The 19,036-nt window shown below is 50.1% G+C and carries 15 protein-coding genes and 2 pseudogenes; 12 read left to right on the top strand and 5 right to left on the bottom strand.

Annotated features, from left to right (window positions below; translation table 11 throughout):
* Both PVOR_RS32155 and PVOR_RS21370 read left to right on the top strand, forming a co-directional pair.
* Window positions 1–231: hypothetical protein (locus PVOR_RS32155; protein ID WP_006211559.1), on the top strand; the 231-nt coding region annotated here is incomplete at its 5' end.
* Between the two features lie 185 nt (window positions 232–416).
* Window positions 417–704 (top strand): hypothetical protein, encoded by a 288-nt coding sequence (locus PVOR_RS21370; RefSeq protein WP_160164023.1) that lies wholly within the window; start codon window positions 417–419, stop codon window positions 702–704.
* Between the two features lie 435 nt (window positions 705–1,139).
* Here the strand turns inward: PVOR_RS21370 and PVOR_RS21365 are convergent, their stop codons facing one another.
* Window positions 1,140–2,033, bottom strand: coding sequence for a carbohydrate ABC transporter permease (locus PVOR_RS21365; RefSeq protein ID WP_006211557.1), 894 nt, complete (start codon window positions 2,031–2,033; stop codon window positions 1,140–1,142).
* A 19-nt stretch (window positions 2,034–2,052) separates the two neighbouring features.
* The gene (locus PVOR_RS21360; protein ID WP_006211556.1) at window positions 2,053–3,030 is read right to left on the bottom strand and encodes an ABC transporter permease; all 978 of its coding nucleotides are present in this window, start codon (window positions 3,028–3,030) and stop codon (window positions 2,053–2,055) included.
* A gap of 167 nt (window positions 3,031–3,197) precedes the next feature.
* Between PVOR_RS21360 and PVOR_RS32150 the strand changes: the two are divergent.
* From PVOR_RS32150 to PVOR_RS21340, 6 genes and pseudogenes are all read left to right on the top strand, one after another.
* Window positions 3,198–3,491 (top strand): annotated as a pseudogene (locus PVOR_RS32150) (response regulator); the annotation flags it as partial.
* Window positions 3,492–4,389: 898 nt separating this feature from the next.
* Window positions 4,390–4,566 (top strand): annotated as a pseudogene (locus PVOR_RS32875) (AraC family transcriptional regulator); the annotation flags it as partial.
* Window positions 4,567–4,621: 55 nt separating this feature from the next.
* The gene (locus PVOR_RS32140) at window positions 4,622–4,747 is read left to right on the top strand and encodes a helix-turn-helix domain-containing protein (protein WP_327196577.1); all 126 of its coding nucleotides are present in this window, start codon (window positions 4,622–4,624) and stop codon (window positions 4,745–4,747) included.
* Entirely contained in the window at window positions 4,725–6,563 is a 1,839-nt protein-coding gene (locus PVOR_RS21350; RefSeq protein ID WP_006211555.1) for a cache domain-containing sensor histidine kinase, read from the top strand. Before PVOR_RS32140 ends, PVOR_RS21350 begins: the two co-directional genes overlap by 23 nt.
* A 118-nt stretch (window positions 6,564–6,681) precedes the next feature.
* Window positions 6,682–8,295 (top strand): ABC transporter substrate-binding protein, encoded by a 1,614-nt coding sequence (locus PVOR_RS21345; protein ID WP_006211554.1) that lies wholly within the window; start codon window positions 6,682–6,684, stop codon window positions 8,293–8,295.
* Between the two features lie 91 nt (window positions 8,296–8,386).
* Window positions 8,387–10,498 (top strand): alpha-galactosidase, encoded by a 2,112-nt coding sequence (locus tag PVOR_RS21340; RefSeq protein WP_006211553.1) that lies wholly within the window; start codon window positions 8,387–8,389, stop codon window positions 10,496–10,498.
* Window positions 10,499–10,593: 95 nt separating this feature from the next.
* On the opposite strand, the gene PVOR_RS21335 is transcribed toward PVOR_RS21340, so the two are convergent.
* On the bottom strand, window positions 10,594–10,983 hold the full coding sequence (locus PVOR_RS21335) for a DUF3221 domain-containing protein (RefSeq protein ID WP_268741806.1): 390 nt from the start codon (window positions 10,981–10,983) through the stop codon (window positions 10,594–10,596).
* A gap of 166 nt (window positions 10,984–11,149) precedes the next feature.
* A complete protein-coding gene (locus PVOR_RS21330) occupies window positions 11,150–12,043 on the bottom strand; it encodes an AraC family transcriptional regulator (RefSeq protein ID WP_006211551.1) in 894 nt (297 codons plus the stop codon).
* Between the two features lie 165 nt (window positions 12,044–12,208).
* On the opposite strand from PVOR_RS21330, the gene PVOR_RS21325 reads away from it, so the two are divergent.
* Both PVOR_RS21325 and PVOR_RS21320 read left to right on the top strand, forming a co-directional pair.
* On the top strand, window positions 12,209–15,547 hold the full coding sequence (locus PVOR_RS21325; protein ID WP_006211550.1) for a DUF5107 domain-containing protein: 3,339 nt from the start codon (window positions 12,209–12,211) through the stop codon (window positions 15,545–15,547).
* A gap of 161 nt (window positions 15,548–15,708) precedes the next feature.
* On the top strand, window positions 15,709–16,647 hold the full coding sequence (locus tag PVOR_RS21320) for a hypothetical protein (RefSeq protein WP_006211549.1): 939 nt from the start codon (window positions 15,709–15,711) through the stop codon (window positions 16,645–16,647).
* Between the two features lie 51 nt (window positions 16,648–16,698).
* Here PVOR_RS21320 and PVOR_RS21315 read toward each other — a convergent pair whose 3' ends face one another.
* Complete coding sequence (locus PVOR_RS21315) at window positions 16,699–17,448, bottom strand: MBL fold metallo-hydrolase (RefSeq protein WP_006211548.1); 750 nt, start codon at window positions 17,446–17,448, stop codon at window positions 16,699–16,701.
* A 184-nt stretch (window positions 17,449–17,632) separates the two neighbouring features.
* Here PVOR_RS21315 and PVOR_RS21310 point away from each other — a divergent pair, with 184 nt between their 5' ends.
* The gene (locus PVOR_RS21310) at window positions 17,633–18,100 is read left to right on the top strand and encodes a hypothetical protein (protein ID WP_006211547.1); all 468 of its coding nucleotides are present in this window, start codon (window positions 17,633–17,635) and stop codon (window positions 18,098–18,100) included.
* 147 nt (window positions 18,101–18,247) lie between these two features.
* The gene (locus PVOR_RS21305) at window positions 18,248–19,036 is read left to right on the top strand and encodes an ABC transporter ATP-binding protein (RefSeq protein WP_006211546.1); all 789 of its coding nucleotides are present in this window, start codon (window positions 18,248–18,250) and stop codon (window positions 19,034–19,036) included.

Raw genomic sequence — 19,036 nt, 5'->3', positions numbered from 1 at the left:
AGGACTCAGATTAATGCAAAATGCTCACATGAAAATTTCTCAAAAAACCATCAAAAGATAATGAATAATAGGGATAAGTTCTATAGGGACTTATTTGATGTGTTAATGTCAGGAATAGTTAATACAGAATCAGTTGATAAAGTATTTAAAAAGGCATTAGATAATGATTTAGCTGAATACAAGACGTTGCCAACGCATAAGGTTACCAAGGAATTACAAGAGAAGTATTAATTTATGAAGGGAGGCCACTTCAAATCTTATACCATGTAGATGATTCGGCTCTCCTTTCCTATTGTCAGTTATTTAGTAAGGATATTGAAAGGAGCATACAACAGTTATGTTTCTCAAATTACACTTTAAAATTGGGAAATTATGATGTCGTTTATCAATTTTTTGATGAATTTATAATAAAGTTAATGGTTCAAGATAATATAGTTTTAAAAATTAAATCACTTACTTATGATGAATTTGCTCCAAAAGAGTTAATCCAACAATTCAAGTTTTTATCTGATCCCCCACATAGACTTGAACGTTATCTGAAACTAGGCGATGAGCGATTCCGTTTTGAAATTAAGGAAGCACTTCAAAGTAATCAATTCGTTCCCCTAATAACTAATTCGCAAGTATGGATTTGGTCTGAATACGATATTAGGTTAGCAATTAATAGCGATGGATTTACTCATTTATTGCTTGATAATCTGTAGTTGTATTTTGAATGTCTTGTCAGAAGGTTCATCTTTTTTATGGCTGCCAATTTTTAAACAAAAGTAGAGATTTTTTATTCCAGTAAATTTCGTGACGATGCCTTATGACAACTCATAAAGCACCCAATAGATTAGCCAAGGAAAAGTCACGGTATATTCAGTATCCGGTGAACTGGTTCCCTTGGTAAAAAGAGCTTTTGAAGCCTTTAAGTGCTACAACAAACTTGCTTCTTATCCATTGCGTATAGCTATTTATTGACCCACGCGTCTAAAAACTGAAGATTATCTGAGATTTGATTACAAAACAAGAAGAGATAAAATTCCGAAGCAAAAGTTAAAGAAGATTCTTATAAACAATACTTACTTAGCTTTAGAAATTAAAATCAAGCCCTTACCCCTCCCGGGTAAGGGCTTCTCTTCTTTCCCAACAAAATTCTAACTCTTGATAGCCCCCATCATAATTCCCTTCACAAAATACCTTTGCACAAAAGGATACACCATAATGATCGGCAGCGTGGCGACCATGGTCACCGCCATGCGGATGCTTTCGCTGGACACCGGGATCCGCTTGGAGCCCTGGGCCAACTGCTGGGCATCGGATATCATGCCGGCGGTTTGGAACTGGTTGAGGATTTTGACCAGCACGGCCTGCAAGGTCTTGAGCTCCGGCTTGTAGGTATAGACATAGGAGTCATACCAGGAGTTCCAGTGGCCGATGGCCAGGAACAGGCCGATTGTGGCGAGCACCGGCACGCACAGCGGCATGATGATGCGGAAGAACGTCTGCAGGTCGTTCGCGCCGTCGATTTTGGAGGATTCCTCGATCTCGCCGGGGATCTGCTCCATGAAGGTACGCACGAGAATCATCAGGAAGACGCCGATCAGGCCGGGGAAGATGTAGACCCAGAAGGAGTCGATCAGTCCCAGGGATTTGATAATCATATAGGTTGGAATGAGGCCGCCGCCAAAATACATCGTGAACACAAAGAAGAAGGAGAAGTATTTCCAGCCGAGCAGGCTGCGCTTGCTGAGCGGATAGGCGAGCAGCGTGATGAAGAAGATGGAGGCCGCCGTTCCGACAACCGTCCGGAGTACGGTCACCTGAATGGCGTTCCATATCTCCGGATTCCGGAAGATGGTCACGTAACTCTCGATGGTAGGCACTCTAGGCCAGAAGTACAGATTACCCCGCATCGTATCGGTGGCATCGTTCAGGGAGATGACCAGGATATTCCAGAAGGGATAGAAGGTCACGAGAAAGATGCCGGCCAGGAATACATATAAAGAGGCGTCGAAGATACGTTCGGGCATGGTTTTTTTGCTTAACATGGATGTACCTCCTTATGGTTTAGAATAGGGACTGGCCGTTGAGCTTCTTCGCCGTATAGTTGACGATGACCACAATGATGAAGGCCACAACGGAGCTGAACATGCCAACGGCTGCCGCATAGGAGAACATGCCGTTCTGGATACCGTAGCGGAACGAATAGGTGGACAGCACGTCCGAGTAATCCCGCGTCAGGTCGTTGCCCAGCAGGAAATGCTGGTCGAAGCCCGCATTCAGAATGCCGCCGAGTGCCAAGATCAACAGAATGACAATGGTCGGTTTCAGATGAGGCAGGGTGATGAACCGAATCTGCTTGAATCGGTTCGCGCCATCCACCTTGGCAGCCTCGTACAGCTCCGGGTTAATGGACGATATCGCTGCCAGATACATAATCGAGCTGTAGCCCATATCCTTCCACGTATTGCCGAGCGCGACGATCCACCAGAAGTATTTTCCGTTCTGCAAGAATAAAACGCTTTCATTGGTGATATGGAAGAACTTCAATATGCCGTTTATTGCACCATCTGAAGACAGCAGGGTGACGATGATATTTGCCGCAATTACCCAGGAAATGAAATACGGAAGATAAGAGGCGGTTTGCACCGTCTTTTTGAATTTCACGTTCTTGATTTCGTTAATCGCGATGGCGATCAGAATCGGCATCGGGAAGGAGAACAGAAGCGTGATCAGCGTGGAAGCCAGCGTATTGCGCATAACGATCCAGAAGTCGCCGTTGTTGAAGAAGTAGCGGAACCATTCGAAGCCGACGAACTCGCTTGTGAACAGGGTCGACCAGAAGCCGCCCAGGGTAGGCTGGTAATTGACAAACGACATGTATAAACCAACCATGGGCGTGTAGGCAAATACAATGGCCCAGATCAGACCTGGCAGCATCATCAGGAATAGATATTTCTGCTGCTTCAGAATGGCCCATCGTCTTTTTCCGGGAGGACTTATGTTGATGTCACTCCGCGTCTGTAGTGTTGTAGCAGGTTTCATATGGGGCACCTCGCATCTCAAGTTATCTAAAATTATAAGACTCCCAAAAAAAGAGTGTCGATATGACAATGTAACGAATGATGCTTGAAAATAACTTACATTGTTTGTTCCCATAGTTAAAATGGCGAAATCGCTATAATATTAAGGGATAAGCTGACACAGGGGGTATGAACATGTATAGCATTTTTCTCGTGGATGACGAAGAACTAGAGCTTGAGATGATCCGAGATTATATTCGTTGGGAAGAGATGGGGATATATGTCGCCGGAACAGCCCTGAATGGCAGGGATGCTGCTGAGAAGATTGAAGTGATCCAGCCTGATATCGTGCTGACGGACGTCCAGATGCCTGTGATGAACGGACTTGATTTGGCTAAGCAGGTGAGTGAGCAGTTCGACTGGATTCAGTTCGTATTCCTGACCGGACATGATGAATTCAATTATGTGAAGTCAGCTTTGAATGTGGGAGCGGTCGGCTATTTATTGAAGCCGCTGGATTTAAGTGAAATTGTAAGCGTTATCGATAAAGTGAAACAGCGCTGCGAGGAAGTACGGATGAAGAACCGTTCGATTCGCGTGACCAAATCCAATATTGTAAAAGAAATGATTTTTGAGAAGAACGAGGAACGCTTATTGAACCTGGCTGGCAGCTACCATAAGCTGTCCCGTGATTCGGAGCCCAAGACGTATACCCTTGCTCTGCTGAGTATCGATAGTCAAAGCGTCACACCATCGGGACTGTCCATGGAGGATGGCCTGGCACGCCTTCAGACTTATATGGAGGAATGGCTCGCGGATAAAAAGCTGCAGGCTGACTTTGTTGTCTGCCGGGAAGGGGAGCTTGGCATCCTGATGGATGCTGCTTACCATCTGAGTCGGTTTACTTGGGAAGATGTTCTGAAGGAGATGCAGGGTACGCTCGGCTTTACGATGACGGCGGCTGTCAATGAAGAACCGGAGGAGCTGTCCCGCGTCCAGGATTTATACCGGGAGACGCGTTTCATGCTGGAGGAGATGTTCTACGTGGGGAACGGGAGAGTCATCTATGCCAAGGATGTGCAGCGGCAGCTGGGGAGCCGCCAAATTCCTCCCTTTCAAGAGGCCGCTTATTTCGAGGATATTCATCAGCTGGCATTGGAACAGGCCGCGCAGAAGCTGCGGGAGTTCTTCAGTCGGTTGGTTAAACTTCGGATTACGAAATCGGAGGTGTGCGACTTTGCGATTGGCGTGGTGGAGCGTCTGCTGGAGCAGATCCATGAACCGATGACAGAGAGCCACAAGCGGGCAGAGCTGTACCAATCCATCTATCAATGTCGGACGATTATGGAAATCGAAGCGATTGTCTTGGAGTTTGCCCGGCATGCTAATCGATACGCTGGAACACCGGTTCATGGACAAAAATGCGAGACTGGTGCATCAGGTGAGAACGACCATCGATCAGACCTTTCATCAGGCCATTACCATCAACAGTTTGTCCGATCAGGTATATCTGTCTCCCAACTACTTGCGTTCCATCTTCAAAGAGAAAACCGGGATGACGATCCATGATTATTTAACGAGAATTCGCTTGAGCAAAGCCAAGGAGCTGCTGGCTGACGACTTCCCTGAAAGTCCAGGATGTCGCTCAAAGGGTCGGTTACGAGAGCACGTCCTACTTCATTTCCTTATTCCTCAAGAGCCAAGGAGTCACGCCTAATGAATACCGAAAAAGCATATAGCCCACTCGGAAGGCTGGGCCGTATCGCGAGGTCCTTCCCACTCGGCCAGAAGCGCGCGTATTCCAATTGGCGGCTTCGGCACAAGTTCTTTTTTATCTTCCTGATCGTGATCATCCTGCCGTTCTCGCTATTGATCTATTACTCGTATTCCTCGACCCGCAGCACCATTACGGAGCATACCTATACCGCGCTGAACGGATCGCTGGCACAGATAAACACGAATGTGGAGAAGCGGCTGGAGTATTACAATCAACTGTCGAACATTCTCTACATGGATGCCCAGCTCCGTAATTACCTGTCTACCGATTATGAGCAGGCTTATTATTATCTGGATGCATTCCAATATATCAACCGCACGCTGCCGTCCCTGATGACGCTGAATGCCAACATTCTGGGCATTACGATTTATACGGGCAACCATACCCTCTATTCCGACGGTCAATATGTCAAATATACGGAGGAGCTAGCCCCATCGTTAGAAGAACAGGTGCTGGAGGCCGCGGGAAACACGGTGTATTTCCATTCCGAGGACTTCCGGGCCGAAGAGGCGTCAATCACCATTGCGCGTTCATTGAGTTATTTCAGTCTGCAGCATCCGTACGGCATTCTGACCATCGACATTAACGATAATGAATTTTACTCCCTGATCAAGATGGAGAACTATAACAAGAGTGTCTATATCATTGACCAAAATGGCAGCGTGATCAGCACGGGAGATCAGGAGCTGAAGTCGAACCAGCTGTTTGACGTATTTCCCATTCAGGAGAAACTGACGGAGGACGACGGTTATTTCGATATTCGAATACACGGGCAGGAACGCTTTTTTACATATAAAAAGCTGAGTAACGGCTGGGCCACGGTCATTACCGTGCCATATGACGAGCTGCTCGCCAATACAAACAAGGCGACCAGGAATATCATCTGGTATTCTGCCGTAGCGATTGGCATCGCGGTCCTGCTGCTCTATTTTACGACCAAGTTCATGACCAAGCGCATCGAGGTGCTGCTGCAGCAGATTCGGAAGGTGGAGCGCGGGGATTTCCGGCTGTCGATCAAACCAATGGGGCATGACGAGATCGGCCAGGTGTCCTTTGCATTCAATAAGATGGCCTCTACCATTCAGACCTTGATCCATGACGGGTACGTGAAGGAGATAGCAAGGAAAGAGTCGGAACTGAACACCCTGCAGGCGCAGATCAATCCCCATTTTCTGTACAACACCCTGTCCTCGATATCTTCCCTGGCGTTGAAGGAAGGGGCGATGCAGGTGTATCAGATGGTTAATTACTTGGCCAAGTATTACAGGGTATCGCTGAATAAGGGGAAGCGCATCATTCTGCTGGAACAGGAAATCAATCTGGTGAAGAACTATGTAGCGATTCAGAAAATACGGTTTCGGGATAAACTGCATATGCATTATGACCTGGATGAGCAGCTGTTCGGGACCACGACCATCAAGCTCATTCTGCAGCCGTTCATTGAGAACTGCATCAATCATGCCATATGGGATGAGTCGGGGATCAACATCATTGTGAAGGTGAGGCGTGAGGGTGACGGCATTGTACTTCAGGTTATTGATGATGGCATCGGGATGACGCCGGAGCAGTTGGATCAAGCCCTGAATAAATCCGGCAATCTGTCCGGATATGGCGTGAAAAATGTGGATGACCGGATCAAGCTCACCTACGGGGAGGAATATGGTGTCAGCATCTTCAGCCGACTCGGCATCGGAACGGCGGTCACCATTCGGATACCTGTAATCTCCGATAGGCATCCCGAATATCAACTGGATAAGCAGCAGGCCTTGTTGGAATGACAGACGTTTTGCATTATGAATTGTAAGATTGCGTTATAGAACAATGAACTCCCTGTTTTTACAATGATAGATATATTCGATCACATGAATATGACGACCTTAGAAAGGGGTTCAGGGTATGAAGAAACTAAAATTGATTCTGGCAGCAGCCCTTGTTATGACAACGCTTTCGGCTTGCGGCGGCAACGAGAAGGCGGCATCGGGCGGAGACAGCGGTACGGAAGGGGACAGCAGCGCACCCATTACGTTAACCTGGTTTGACCAAAACACGGGGGATGCCTTCACCAATCCGGTTGCGCAAGTGATTACGGAAAAGACGGGGGTCACCGTTGAAATCCAGCAGCCTACGGGCAATCCGGTAGAGAAGCTGAACCTGATGCTGGCCAGCGGTGATCTTCCCGATGTTATTTTGATGAGTCGTGGAAGCGATATCATGAACAAATATATTACCTCCGGTGCGGTCATTCCGCTGAATGATCTGATCGAAGAACATGGACCTAATATTCAGAAAATGTACGGCGATACGTTGACCAAAACGAGAAGCGAGGACGGCAACAATTATTATTTCTCCAATTGGTACGGCCTGGAGCAGTACCCGGTGTTCGGATTCATGATGCGCAAGGACATCATGAAGGAGCTCGGCGTCGGCGATAAGATGGACAATGGGGAGCCGTTCACGGCGGAAGAATTCGAGGCATTGCTGGTAAAATTCAAAGAGAAATATCCGACCATCGACGGCAAAGAGAGCATTCCGATGTCACTTAATGGCGAGAATATCGGGAGCGTCAGCGGCAGCTTCAAAGGGATGTACGGCATCATGCCGTATTACGAAACGAACGGTGAGCTGAAGAAGGACATTCGCGATCCCCGCTACCTTGAAATGGTTAAATTCCTGAATTCCCTGTATCGCAAGGGGCTGCTCGATAAGGAATGGGCCACGATGAAGACCAAGCAGTACGAGCAGAAGCTGGGCAACGGCAACGTATTTGCCACGGCGGAAGCGCTGTGGAATGTGGGCAATGCGAATGCGCTGCTCAAAACCGAAGCCGCCGATAAGGCCACCGAGGACGAGCGCCAATTCTATCAATATAAAGTGCTGGCCCCGGGCGTGAAGCCCGAAGAGACAACCTACGGACCGAAGAGCTCTCTGGGCTGGGACGGGGTCACGATCAGCCGCTCCAACAAGGATCCGGTCAGAACGATGAAGCTGCTGGATTTCCTCGCCAGCGAGGAAGGCCAGTACCTGCTGATGTGGGGGGTTGAGGGCGAGCATTGGGATATGAAGGACGGCAAGCATGTGCCAAGACAGGAAGTGCTGGATGCTTTCAAGAAGAACTGGGACGAGGCCTCTCGTACAACAGGCATCCGCAAGTGGACCTGGATGATCAAGAACGGTCCCGGCGAGGACGGTACCCCGTATGACCTGATGGGCCGTTACCAAACCGATCCGGTCACGGATCTGGCGATTAAGAATCTGGCGGACACGTCCTTTGATACGGCACCTTATGACAATTTGGGACCTGCAGGCGGAACGCCGGAGGCCATCATGGAGACGAAGGTGAATGATACGATCAATAAATATTTTCTGAAGATGGCCCTGTCGCCTTCCGAGGATCAAGTGGTGGAGTCTTATAACCAGATGATGGCAGAGGTTGAGGCAGCTGGACTTGCCAAGCTGGAAAAGATCTATACGGACAACTACAACCAACGTCAACAATTATGGGATAAATAATCGTGCTGAGGGGAGTCAGAAGATGCTTCGTCTTTTGGCTCCCCTTTACTCTATGATCCAACATCAATGCGCAGCGGAAGGATGATATTCAGTGACCATTCAATATCAAGAGTTGCATCGGGTCTTTGCCATTCAGACCCAGAACAGCACGTATTTATTCGGGATTAACGACCAAGGCAGCTTGCAGCATCTGTATTGGGGACAGCCTGTCGGGGTGGAAGATGCGGCACGGCTGCTTCAGCCGAGATCACATAGCTCGTTCGACGCGGAAGTGCATTCGGAGGTAGAGGAATACAGCTTCTGGGGCGGAGTCAAATACAGCGAGCCCAGCCTGAAGATCCGCATGTCTGACGGCGTGCGCGACCTGTCGGTTCGTTATGCCGGGCATGAAACGGTGGAGCGGGATGGCAGGCAAGCCCTGGTCATCACGACGAAGGACGACGTGTATCCGTTTGAGGTCCAGCTGGAATACCGGGTAATCCCTGAACATGACCTCATCGAGCGGACAGCCCGGATCGTGAACCGCGGTGAGACGGATATCGTTCTGGAAAATGTGCAGTCTGCCGCTTGGGTTATGCCGTATCTGGCGGATTACCGACTCACGCATGTAACGGGAAAATGGTCCGGCGAGTTCCAGCTTCGGAACACCTTCCTCAGTGAAGGGAAGAAGGTGCTGGAATCCCGCAGAGGCTTTACGGATAGCCATGCCAACCCGTGGTTTGCGATGGATAACGGACAGGCGACGGAATCGGAGGGGCAGGTCTGGTTCGGCGCGCTAGCCTGGAGCGGGAACTGGAGAATCACGGCGGAGCGGACGGTGTTCGATCATGTTCGGGTGACCGGAGGCATTCATGATTTTGACAGCGAGTGGGTACTCGGAGCAGGCGAAGCCTTTGATACCCCTTGCTTCGTTGGAGGGTACAGCAGCGGCGGCTTCGGCGGGATGAGCCGACAGCTGCATCGGTACCAGTATTCGGACGTGCTGCCGAGTGGTGAAACCAGGCCTGTGCTGTACAACTCCTGGGAAGCGACGTATTTCGATGTGAACGCCACCGATCAGATGGCCCTCGCCGAGCGAGCGGCACACATGGGCGTTGAACTGTTTGTTGTGGATGACGGCTGGTTCGGGCAGAGGAATCACGACCGAGCGGGGCTGGGCGATTGGTACGTGAACCGGGAGAAATTCCCGAACGGCCTGAGCGAGCTGATCGACAAGGTACATGAGCTCGGAATGGAATTCGGGATCTGGGTGGAGCCCGAGGCCGTCAATCCGGACAGCGATCTGTACCGTGAGCACCCGGATTGGGTGTACCATTTCGCAACACGGGAGCGGTCCGAGCTTCGCAATCAGCTGCTGCTGAACATGTCCAAGCCGGAGGTTAAGGCGTACATTCTGCAGTTTATGACCGACCTGCTGGAGAAGCATGACATCAAGTTCATTAAATGGGATATGAACCGGACGGTGACGGAGCCCGGAATGAAGGATCATCCGCTGCACCGCCAGAAGGAGATTTGGATTCGCCACGTACAGAGTCTGTACGAGATCTGGGCGGAGCTGCGGCGCAAATTCCCGCATGTGGCGTTTGAGACCTGTGCCGGAGGCGGAGCGCGCATTGATCTTGGCATCTTCCGTTATGCGGACCAGGCTTGGCCGAGCGATAACACCGATGCTTTTGACCGTCTCAGCATTCAAGAAGGCTTCTCGTATTCGTATGCGCCGCGGATGATGACCTGCTGGGTAACCGAGTCGCCGACCGGCATGAACAAGAGAGAAGTATCTCTTAAGTACCGCTTTCACAGCGCCATGATGGGGACACTCGGTATCGGCGCAAACCTCAATGAATGGAGCGATGAGCTGATGGAGCAGTCGGCCGCGTATGTCTCGCAGTATAAATCGATTCGTCATTTGGTCCAATTCGGCAGCCAGTATCGGTTGTCCTCGCTACAGCATAAAGGCGTAACGGCCGTACAATATGGCAGCGAAGACGGAAGCGACAATGTGCTGTTTGCGTTCCTGCACAGCCAGAAGCTGGGCGAACCGCTGCCAAGATTGCGGCTTACAGGGCTGCAAGCCGATCAGCCGTATGCTATTGAGGGAGTGGAGGGCGAGTGGAGCGGCAGGGCTCTGATGAACATCGGAATTGAGCTGCCCTTGCGCGGGGATTTTGACAGCTTGGTTTATCGGATACAGATTCAAGAATAGATGCTGTCTACCGGAACGGAAACGTCGTGTTGTCTTATAGACGATACGGCGTTTTTTTGCCGTTGACTTCTACGCTTACGTCAATATTATCGTTGCTAGCCCTCTATTGTAAATTCCATATCCTCCACTACATCGGATTGGCCGTCAAGCATGACAACGGTCCAAACATTCTTCGCCTCGGAATAATGTATCGATTTAACAAACGGCAATCCGATCGTGTTAAAGTGGTCCAATGTCCTGATAATGACTTCTTGCTGAGTGAGTCGGGATGTTTCAGGCTGTTCGGTTTTGATGATATCTATGTTCTTAGCTGAAGCTTGGGCAGGATAGGAGGTTTCGATGCCGCCATCGAGTTCAATGGAAACTTTTTGACCTAACGCTATATTTTTCTTGGTTCTTATCCAAATCGCGTCATTTAATTCGGATTGTTCATCGTAATGGGTTACCAAGATCCTGTTCCCTTCTTGTTGAACGACATACCCGATATACTTAGGCTCAGGTTGGTCCGCGCTATCACTGTTATTTACTGCAAACCACAGATAAGGATAGCCAATATCATGAAGACAAGCAGAGATTTGTTCATCGCTTTTTCCTCCTGAAAATAGTAAGGGCTAGTAGACGTGGTAAAGATCGAATCGGGCGGCGACGAGACTACCCCTTCCGGGTATCCCGATAATCGGAAGGGGACTTGCCCATGATTTTTTTGAACAGCCGCGAGAAGTAGTACGGGTCCTGGAACCCGAGCCGGTGGCTGATCTCCTTGATGCTCTGGCCGGTCAGGTCCAGATGCTGGCAAGCGAGCTGGATCTTGAGGCGCAGGTAGTAATCGATCGGGGAATAACCCGTCGCTTCCTTGAATCGGAAGGTGAAGTGAGGGACGGACAGATTGGCATAAGCCGCAAGCTCCTTCAGGCTCACATTGCGCTCCAGATGCTCTGTCATGAAGCGCAACGTCTCGTCCAGATCGTGCTTGTGCGGCGGTTGAAGCCCATGCTGGGGCTGAAGCCGGGCAAGCCGGATGATAGCCGCCAGGTGGCCCGCCAATTGCGAGACATGGATAATATGGTTCAGCGTATATCCCTTTTGCAGCAGATCATAACTCTCCTGGAACAGCTCCACCATTCGCCGCGATTGATCGACCGGAATGACCGCCGGTTCCGCGGCGTCGCTGAAGCCTTCGTAATAATCGCCCGCAGATTGCCCTTTCATATGCCACCAGTAAATACTCCAGGGCTGCTGCTCCGACGAAGCATACGCATGCGGAGTACCCGGCGGAATGACAACCACCTGGCCCTTGAGAAGCCGGAACGCTTTATGGCCGTTCATCCGGCACCAGCCTTCTCCATCCACGCAATACATAACGATGTAAGCCGCGCTGCCTTCCGGACGCTCCCGATAGTGATGAAGCGCACGCGGGAAATATCCAATGTCCGTCACATGCAGAGGCTGAACAAGCGGATGCCGGGCAGCTTCTTGCATAATATGATCCGGCAGGACGATAATTTTCTGGGATTGAAATCCGTCTGATTTTCGTAAATTATCCATAGTTATACTATGATTCGGGGGCTGGTGTTTGTCAACCGTGTGGAATATGAACAATCAGAATATAATCCATCATGAACATGAGATCGTCAATGGCTCCTGTGAACTCGGACTACTAAGATAGAAACAGAAGCAGCCGAGTTTACGAAATCGAAAGGGATGATGATCATGACACAGCCATCGCAAGTAAGGGTATGGGAGCAGACGGTGGAAATCCCCACGTATGAGGTGGGCAAGCCGGACCGCAACCCCATGTTTCTGGAGAAACGGGTATATCAGGGGAGCTCGGGGAGAGTATATCCGCTGCCTGTCATTGATAAAATTCACGATGAGAAGGTGCCCAAGCCTTACCGAATCATTTTCCTGGAAAATGATTATGTCCAGATTCAAATCATGCCCGAGATTGGCGGGCGGATTTACCGGGCTATCGACAAAACCAACAACTATGATTTTGTGTACTACAATCAAGTGATCAAACCGGCTTTAGTTGGACTTGCCGGCCCCTGGATATCCGGGGGGATCGAATTCAACTGGCCTCAGCATCACCGTCCGAACACCTATGGGGAAGTGAATTGGAGGCTGGAAGGGAATCCAGACGGCAGCCAAACGGTATGGGTCGGCGAGATCGATCGAATGTATGGAACGAAGGTGTCCACCGGGTTCACGCTCTATCCGGGGAAGGCTTATCTGGAAATTCATGCGCAGATGTACAATCGCACCTCGGAGCCGCAGACCTTTCTCTGGTGGGCGAATCCGGCCGTGGCCGTCAACGATCACACCCAGTCCGTATTCCCGCCGGATGTTCATGCGGTGTTCGACCATGGGAAACGGGATGTGTCGAAGTTCCCGATTGCGACGGGCACCTACTATAAGCAGGACTATTCCGCAGGCGTGGACATTTCCAAGTACCGCAACATCCCGGTACCTACTTCCTATATGGCCTATCATTCGGATTACAATTTCGTGGGCGGGTATGATCATAGCTTGGATGCGGGAATTCTGCATATCGCCAATAAACATATCTCCCCCGGCAAAAAACAGTGGACGTGGGGTCACGGCGAGTTCGGCCAAGCCTGGGACCGCAATCTGACCGACGAAGACGGTCCGTACATCGAGCTTATGACCGGCGTATACACCGACAACCAGCCGGATTTCACCTGGCTCGCGCCTTACGAGGAGAAGAGCTTCAAGCAGTACTTCATGCCGTATAAAAACATCGGCATGGTGAAGAATGCTTCTATCGATGCGGCTGTTAACCTGGAAGTCCAGGGCAAGCAGGCGGTGGTACATGCTTATGCCACCTCGGTCAGGGAAGAGGCTCGCATTCTATTGACGGGAGGGGGACAGACGTATTTGGACCGTAAGGTCAAGCTGTCCCCTGCCGATACCTTCAAGAGCGTGATCGAGCTGGATCACGATGTGAATGAAGAGAATTTGAGGCTTGCGGTTATTGCTGCGGACGGCAGCGAATTGGTGTCCTACCGACCGAAGCCGCGCGGATTGGAGCGAACTCCGGACCCGGCCCAAGCGATTGGTGCGCCGGAGGAATTGAAGAATACCGAGGCCCTTTACTTGGCAGGGCAGCATCTGGAACAGTACCGGCACGCCACTTATGAACCGGAAGCCTACTATACAGAAGGACTTCGGCGCGATGCGGGGGATGTGAGGCTGAACAACGCCTACGGATTGCTGCTGCTGCGCAGGGGCTGCCTGGAGCAGGGTGAAGCCTATTTCAAAAAAGCCATCGAGACCCTGACTCGCCATAACGCACGTCCGTATGACAGCGAGCCGTTCTACCATTTGGGCAAAGTCCTGAAATGGCAGGGGCGTCTTGATGAAGCATACGCTTATTTCTACAAGTCTGTCTGGTCGGGAGCCTGGCAGGGTGCGGGTTATCTGGCATTGGCGCAGATTGCCTGCGAGAAGCAGGAGTATGAGGAGGCGTTCGAGCTGATCGAACGATCCCTGGCTGCCCAGTACCGGAATTACAAAGCGCGCCATCTCAAGAGCATCATCCTAAGAAGGCTGGGACGCTTGACCGAAGCGGAACTGTGGCTTCAGGAAACCATCAAGCTGGATCCGATGGATGCGGGTGCGAGAAATGAGCTGGTGAATGTATATCGAGAACAGAAGCAAGAGGATACCAGTCAGCGTACTTTGGAGTCGCTCTTCCAGCTTATGCGTGACGATCCGCACCACTATATCGCCCTTGCCCAGGATTATGCGGATGCGGGGCAGTATGGCGATGCCTTGGACATTCTCAAATTTATCGAACGCCGTACCAGTCCTGCGGTATATCCGATGGTTCATTATTATCAGGGCAGCTACCACATGAAAATGAACCAAGAGGAAGAGGCATCCGCCTCTTATCGAATGGCCTCTGCGGCCGATCCGTTCTACTGCTTCCCGAATTCCCTATATGACTATGTAACATTGAAGCAAGCGCTCAAGGTTCATCCTGATGATGCCAAGGCGTTGTATTACCTAGGGAATCTGCTGTATGACAAGAAGCGCTACGAGGAAGCCGTAAGCAGTTGGGAAGCGTCAGTTGCTCTGGATGACAGCTTCCCTACGCCGCAGCGGAATCTGGCGCTGGCTTACTATAACAAAAGGCAGGACCACGCCCAGGCGCTGGCCTCCTTGCAAACCGCGTTCTCGCTGAACCCGGCGGATGCCAGAGTCTTCTACGAGCTGGACCAGTTGTATAAGAAGTTAGGGCATGCCCCGGCTGATCGCTTGAAGGCGATGGAGGAGCACATGGAGCTGGTAGAGCTGCGCGACGATTTATATCTGGAGTATATTACGCTGCACAACACGTTGAATCGTTACGAGGAGGCGTTGGCATTAATTCTGAAACGTCACTTCCATCCATGGGAGGGCGGTGAGGGTAAGGTGCCGACGCAATACGTACTGGCTCGGGTAGAGCTCGCGAAGGGCCTGTTGATGGAGCATCGATATGAGGAAGCCGTGACGCATTTGCTTGCAGCCAAGCAGTATCCGCTCAACATCAATGAAGGCAAACTCACGGGCGCGCAAGAGAATAACATCGACTATTATTTAGGCTGTGCGTACGAAGGTATTGGCCAACCGGAAGAGGCGAAGATATACTTCCAGCGAGCATCCGAAGGGCTGGATGAACCGACAAGTGCGATGTATTATAACGATCAGCCGCCGCACATGATTTTTTATCAAGGGGCCGCGCTAAGACAGCTGGGCAGAGAGCTTGAGGCGCGGAGTCGCTTCAACAAGCTGATTGATTACGGGGAGAAGCATATATTCGAGCCGCAGAGCATCGATTATTTTGCGGTATCGCTGCCGGATTTCCTCGTGTTTGACGAGGATCTGAACAGAAGAAACGAGATTCACTGCCATTATATGATGGGCCTTGGCTATCTCGGTCTAAATAAACGGCAGGATGCTGAGAAGCACTTGGGGCAGGCGCTCAAGCTGGAGCCTCATCATCAAGGAGCGGCGCAACACTTGGCGCTGTGCTCGGCTTCCATCTAATTGTGTTCGGACGCCCTCCAGGTGTGCCCGTGCTACTGGCCATGTGTGCGAAGGGACAATACGCAAAGATGTACAAAATCAAGGACCGTATGGTATACGGTCCTTGAGCATTTGTGTTGTGTTTTTCAAAGGTTATATGGAAGGAACGAAGGAGGATGACCATGTTGATCTGGAGCCAAGGGAAGCTGGATGGATATGAGGTATGGACAGGAAGCACTGGGGTTATGGAACTGGTTATGGTGCCTGAACTGGGAAGCAGGGTAATCTCGCTCCGCAATTGCAGAACCGGACGGGAGTGGTTGACGCAGCCAGCCGGAAAGCTGGAAGCGAACGAATATGCAAGCTCCTTCGGAGATCGGGACGGCAGCGGCTGGGATGAGATGTTTCCGACGATCAATACATGCCGGTACCCTGCATTCCCATGGAAGGGAACTGAGCTCCCGGATCACGGCGAGGTATGGTCCATCCCGTGGGCGGTTCACTGCGAGCAAGAGCAGCTTCATTGCAGCGTACAGGGGATCCGAATGCCTTACCAACTGCGCAAAAGATATTCCTTCCCCCGCGAGGACTGCCTGCGGATCGATTATGAAGTCTGCAATCCGAGCCAATTTCCGTTCTCTTTCTTATGGGCGGCCCATCCGCTATTTCAGATTGAGGAGGGGATGGAGATGATGGTTCCCGAAGAGCTGACCGAGATGATTGTATCGTATTCCGCCCAAGGCCGATTGGGCATAACCGGCGATGTCCTGAAATGGCCGCAGCCACTGGAGGAGAGAGTGGATATCCGCTTGGATCGAACCGGCAGCCGGCATGAGCAATCAGCAGAGAAATATTATTTTGCGGGAGAGCTGCCCGAGGGCAAGGTTTCACTCTATGATCCCCGGACTGAAGAAGGCATCCGCTTGATGTTCCCTCCAGAGAAGGTGCCGTACTTATCGGTGTGGGCGAACTATGGCGGTTACCAAGGGCAGTATCATCTGGCGATTGAGCCTGCTACGGGGCTGCTTGACGACCTTTCGTATGCGATGGGTCATCAGGCGGCAGCGGAGGTACCGGCGGGCGGCACGTATACGTGGTATCTTGAGATTTGCTGGATATGATGGTTGAAGAAATAGGATATCTTGCTCTTGGGTGAGGATGCTTTCACGATTTCATTCGTAAGCTAATTCACGGATTCGTTGATTGGGGTTATCGGTGTATAAGCCGCCATGATAACAGATCACGTTATGAATATCATAGTGAGTGAGCTTCTGTAAGGAAAGCTTGGCTAACGCCAAGTCAGAACTGGCTGCCGGGTCCGGTCCCAGCAGCTGACCGTCTCTAACGTTCATTGCGTCTGCGGCAATCAAGGTTTTGCTCGGTCGGTGATACAAGCTGGTATGACCTGGGGTGTGACCCGGAGTGTGAATAACTATGATGCCGCCACCTAGCGGAAGTTCCTCGCCATCGTGCAGGATACTGTTCACTTCCGCTTGGGGAGGGTTCTCAAGAGTATGCCTAAAAGCGTTCTTCCACTCCGGCGGAACGGCGGCAGGAAGCGAAGCTAGCGCTTGTGTTATGGACTCAGGAGATAATTTGACAAGTCTCTTGTCCCCTTCGATGTAAGGCTTCTCTATTTCGCTGGCGAACACTTCAGGTGTGCGGTTGCTGTTACGGATTACATCCGGCAAACTGCCGATATGATCCAGATCCTGGTGTGATATAATGATTTTGGTTATAACCTGAACGGATACTCCGCAGCTCGATAGCTGCTCCTGAATAAGCGCGAACTGTCCGGGATAGCCGGTATCGATGAGAACCAGATTCTGATGATCCCATATCAATGTCGGATGGATCGTTTCGATTCTTCCCATCATCGCGGCGGAAATTTCCAGCATTTTGATACCTTGATTGATTAGCATATCTACATACCTCCACTATTAAGGGATATCACCTATCCCTATTTCATCTTCCAGAGAAGTTTAAGCAGAAGTAGAATATCAAATCAATATAATTGTGTAAATAGTAAATATTTTATCATAACATATAAAAATTTATTTGTCAACATTTATTTCGTGATTGCTTTCAGAATGGGGAGTTTGTTGGATGCTTGTTTCCATATTTAAATTACTAGTAATAACTTCGCCTATTTTAATATCGGGGATAATAGAATACGCGATGTCCAAAGAAAGTGAGAAACGAATGTTAAGTTTTATCATAAAGGCGTACGTGGATGGCTTGAAAATACTTGGTAAACCGCTAGTGTACGTTTTACAAAAAACAGAACTGCTGCTCAATCGGAAGGAAATGATCCGTTTTTCTCTTGTTGTGCTTGCAATCTTATTCTTTATCGGCGTGTTCAGAGTTGTAGAGGGGTTAAACTCAGGAATTGACCTTACCATATTAGCTGAAGGTCTGACGATTTGTTCGGCCGCGATCAGTTTTATGCTCGTATTGGATAGCGCTAAACGAAATAAGGAAACGAAGAAACAAAATGAAAACTTGATGCTTCGAAATACGGAGCTTCTGGAGGAAATCCAACAAATGCTAAAGGATCGTAACCATGCTGGGTAGCGCAATAAGGCTGTATCAGTCATTTATCACCCCCATTGCGTCACTTAACCTAACATCATTTAACTATTGAGGAATATGTAATTGCTGGTATAATCCTTGAAAAGAGAAACGCGGCGACCAAGCGAATAAAAAGGGGGAGGAACAGCAATGAACACGACGATTGAACTGAATAATGTAACCTGGAGACGGGAACAGAAGACCGTTCTTACAGGCGTGGATTGGACGGTACAGCAAGGAGAGCATTGGGCGGTTCTTGGGCTGAATGGCTCCGGCAAGACAACGATTTTGAATATGATTAACGGGTACATCTGGCCGACTAGCGGGACTGTTTCGGTGCTCGGGAATCTTTTTGGCAGAGTGGATTTAAGAGAATTGCGTAAATCGATAGGCTGGGTTAGCTCCTCTCTGCAAGAAAGAATCCGGCCCAGCGAGTCTACGCTCGATGTCGTGATTAGCGGTAAACATGCATCGATCGGTTTATACCAGAAGGTTGATGAAGCGGACCGGGAACAAGCGGAGCAGCTGATGAAGGATTTTAATTGCATCCATTTGCTGGGCCGTACCTATGAAACCTGTTCGCAAGGGGAGAAGCAGAAGCTGCTGATCGCCCGTGCGCTTATGGCATCCCCAAGACTGCTGATTCTGGACGAGGCCTGCAACGGACTTGATTTTCTGTCGAGGGAAGCGCTGCTGTCGAGTATCACTGCACTGGCATCAAAACCCGATGCACCGACTTTGCTGTTCGTTACGCATCATATTGAAGAGATTCTGCCGATTTTCTCGCACTCCTTGCTCATTCGCCGGGGCAGTGTATTTGGCAAGGGGCCTTCCAAGGATATGCTGACAAGCGACAATCTGACTTCGTTCTTCGAGACACCGGTAGAGGTGAGCTGGCAGAATGATCGTGCCTGGATGTCCATTCCGGATTTAAAATAA

Origin of the sequence: Paenibacillus vortex V453 (assembly GCF_000193415.1) — a bacterium.
Classification (GTDB): Bacteria; Bacillota; Bacilli; order Paenibacillales; family Paenibacillaceae; genus Paenibacillus_AQ; species Paenibacillus_AQ glucanolyticus.
The sequence above is the reverse complement of the archived record's forward strand: the minus strand, read 5'-3'. Positions and strand labels throughout refer to the sequence as shown.